The following is a 3,173-nucleotide window of genomic DNA, read 5'->3' on the forward strand; positions in this document are numbered from 1 at the left end:
CGCCGAGCCAGACACACATTTTGACCCTTAACCCTTTAATGGATATAATTAGACCCATGTTGATTTCAGGTACCGCTTTCTTGCGGTTGCGCACCAACCGCTAAGGCGGTTTCCTACCCCGTAGGTTAAAAACCGCTCCGGTCCTTTAGCCGGGCGGCTATTTGTCATGCCCGGCTCCCTTTCAAATCCAAGGAGCACACCTGATGTCTGCATACGGACACGGCCGTCACGAGCATGGCCAAAATTTTCTCACCAACCACAAGATCATCAACTCCATCATCGACCTTGTGAAACAAACCTCCGGCCCCATCATTGAGATCGGACCAGGAAGCGGTGCCCTCACTCACCCGATGGCCCACTTGGGGAGGGCGATAACGGCAGTTGAAGTGGACGCAAAACTAGCTGCCAAAATCACACAAGAAACCTCCTCGGCGGCGGTCGAAGTGGTCCATGATGATTTCCTTAACTTCCGGTTACCCGCCACTCCCTGCGTCATTGTGGGAAACATTCCCTTTCACCTCACCACTGCCATTCTTCGAAAGTTGCTGCATGCGCCAGCATGGACTGACGCTGTACTCCTCATGCAGTGGGAAGTCGCTCGCCGCCGGGCCGGGGTAGGCGCAAGCACGATGATGACGGCTCAGTGGTCCCCATGGTTCACATTTCACCTGGGTTCTCGGGTACCAAGGCCTGCTTTCCGGCCACAGCCAAACGTTGACGGGGGGATCTTAGTGATCCGCCGGGTGGGTGACCCGAAGATTCCGATAGAGCAGCGCAAAGCCTTTCAGGCGATGGTGCACACCGTTTTCACTGCCCGGGGACGCGGGATAGGGGAAATTCTCCGAAGGGCAGGGTTGTTTTCATCACGTTCAGAAACACAATCATGGTTGCGCTCGCGAGGAATCGACCCCGCGACCCTACCTCCCAGATTGCACACCAACGACTGGATCGATCTCTTCCAGGTGACTGGTTCCTCTCTACCTCACCATCGACCCATTTCACCATCGGGAAGTAGTCAACGACCTCCTCAACGGAAAAACCGAAGCCGGCGGCGTTAATCCCCACCAAAACCGAAATCCACCAGTAGTACTAAAAGGGCTCTTCCGGTTTTAGAGTGCATTGATTAGTTCGCCGGGGGTTCGGGCGTGGCACAAGATATTGGGGTCCTTGGCTTTGTAGGAAAAAGGTATCTAATCCATCCGTACAAAACTAAGGACCTACTGTGCAGCCTAACGGAAATGTCATCGTCGATACCATCTGCCGCACCGCAAAACTAGGAACTACTATCACCGGTGCCACAGAAAACGGTGACGTCACTGTTATTGAAGCCGAACCCGTCGAGCCGATCAATGAATGCCCTACCTGCGGGCAGCCTGGAGTATTCCGCGACCACGTCATCCGCAGCCTGGTCGATCTGCCCATCGTCGGCCACCCAACAACTTCATGTGCGCCTTCCACGCTACCGGTGCACCAACAAGCGTTGCTTGCAGAAGATCTTCCGTGCTGGCCTTGCCTGCGCGCCCGACAATTCAAAGACCACGGACCAGGTGACCCACTGGATCCTGCAACGACTCTGCCTAAATCGGATGAGCGTTGCCGCTGCACCCAAGTCATTAGGCCTGGGGTGGGATATGAAGTGTCCCAGGTTTTGTTCCGTTTGATGAAACCCGTTTTTGAAACAACGTACGGAGCACAACGCACGCCGATGCCAAAGCTTCCGCAACATCGACTACCTCATCAAACCCACGACAGTGGGATTCACACCCTCAATCCCCACGCGTGCAATCTGGGTTAAGGGTCAAAAAGTGTGTCCGGAATCGCGGATTTTCACGGATTGACCTGTAGGTTTCCGGAAAGTATATGCTCCGGAAGCATATATCTAGCCCCCGACGGGAAATCCTCGGTGTGGCAGCCGTGATGTGCTATGCGCGGCGTGGTGTGGTGTCGCAATGTCGAAGAACCAACCACGCTGCCACTGCGGCGGTGAAATGAAACGCAACGGCACCACCAGCAAAGGCACCACCAGATGGCGCTGCAAACAATGCGGCGCCTCCAGCGTCAAACGTCGAAACGACATCACCAACGCGGCAGTGTTCACCCAGTTCATCGAGCATTGCACCACCGCAATATCACTCGACGACCTAGCCAAACGAAACGGTGTTAGCCGCGCCACCATGAAGCGGCGCTTCAAGTGGTGCTGGCTCGTTGATGTGCCTGACCCCACCGCCGGCCACCACAAGCGGATCTACGACCAGGTATTTCTCGATGGCACCTACACCGCCGGTGGCTGCCTGATCGTCGCGGCGACCATCGACCACGTGATCGCCTGGCACTGGTGCAAACACGAAACCACCCGCGACTACCAACTGCTGCTTGAACGCATCGAAGCCCCACTCATCGCCGTCATCGACGGCGGCCAAGGCGCATACAGCGCAATCAAAAAGTGCTGGCCGACTACGAAAATTCAACGCTGCCTCGTCCACGCCCAACGCGTGGTCCGCCGCTACACCACCACCAACCCACGCACCGATGCCGGGCGCACCATCTACCGACTTGCGCTGAAACTGACCCGGATCACCACACTGGATGAAGCCGCCGCGTGGGGTGTGCAACTGCACGAGTTTTCAACGATCTACCGGGAATGGATGAACGAGAAAACCATGATCAAAGACCCCAAAACAGGTGCATGGACCCGCGTGTGGACCCACCACAACGTGCGCAAGGCCTACAACAGCCTCAACCATCTTTGGCGGTCCGAGATGCTGTTTGTCTACCTCAACCCGCCAGCAGGAGTCCTTGCGCCCGAGCGGATCAAATCCACCACCAACAGCTTAGAAGGCGGCATCAACGCCCAGCTCAAACTGCTCGCCAGAACCCACCGCGGCAGATCAGGCGAACGACAACGCCGCATGCTGGATTGGTGGCTCTACTTAAAAACGGAACTGCCTGACGATCCAGTACGAATCGCCAGGCAGTCCGACTGGGGCCAGGGCCAACTCGCCAAAGTATCCACCCTGACCCAAACCGAGAACCAAGCCGACCACGAAACAGGACGCCCAGCCCTCTACGACAACGCTATCGACACCGACTACACCCACTCAATCGGCATTCAAAAAGGCCAAATCTAACCCCCGCGACACGCCGAGCCAGACACACATTTTGACCCTTAACCC

The 3,173-nt window shown here is 56.4% G+C and carries 3 protein-coding genes and 1 pseudogene; all 4 read left to right on the forward strand.

From position 1 onward, the window contains the following. Positions 1 to 56: 56 nt before the first annotated feature. The 4 genes and pseudogenes from HMPREF2999_RS09670 (at position 57) to HMPREF2999_RS02125 (ending at position 3,128) form a co-directional block, all read left to right on the forward strand. A complete protein-coding gene (locus HMPREF2999_RS09670) occupies positions 57 to 104 on the forward strand; it encodes an erythromycin resistance leader peptide (protein ID WP_011116968.1) in 48 nt (15 codons plus the stop codon). A 99-nt stretch (positions 105 to 203) separates the two neighbouring features. Then, positions 204 to 1,058, forward strand: coding sequence for a 23S ribosomal RNA methyltransferase Erm (gene erm / locus HMPREF2999_RS02120; protein ID WP_016459102.1), 855 nt, complete (start codon positions 204 to 206; stop codon positions 1,056 to 1,058). 164 nt (positions 1,059 to 1,222) lie between these two features. Then, positions 1,223 to 1,640 (forward strand): annotated as a pseudogene (locus HMPREF2999_RS09465) (transposase family protein); the annotation flags it as partial. Positions 1,641 to 1,949: 309 nt separating this feature from the next. After that, positions 1,950 to 3,128 carry an IS256-like element IS1249 family transposase gene (locus HMPREF2999_RS02125; RefSeq protein WP_005323424.1) on the forward strand — a complete coding sequence of 393 codons (1,179 nt, stop codon included), beginning with the start codon at positions 1,950 to 1,952 and terminating at the stop codon, positions 3,126 to 3,128. The last annotated feature ends 45 nt before the right edge of the window (positions 3,129 to 3,173 follow it).

This window comes from Rothia sp. HMSC066H02, assembly GCF_001814995.1.
Classification (GTDB): domain Bacteria; phylum Actinomycetota; class Actinomycetes; order Actinomycetales; family Micrococcaceae; genus Rothia; species Rothia mucilaginosa.

What these genes read in the sequence shown, in the direction of transcription:
- erm (WP_016459102.1), top strand. Translation starts at nt 204, where the DNA reads ATGTCTGCATACGGACACGGCCGTCACGAGCATGGCCAAAATTTTCTC.
- HMPREF2999_RS02125 (WP_005323424.1), top strand. Translation starts at nt 1,950, where the DNA reads ATGTCGAAGAACCAACCACGCTGCCACTGCGGCGGTGAAATGAAACGC.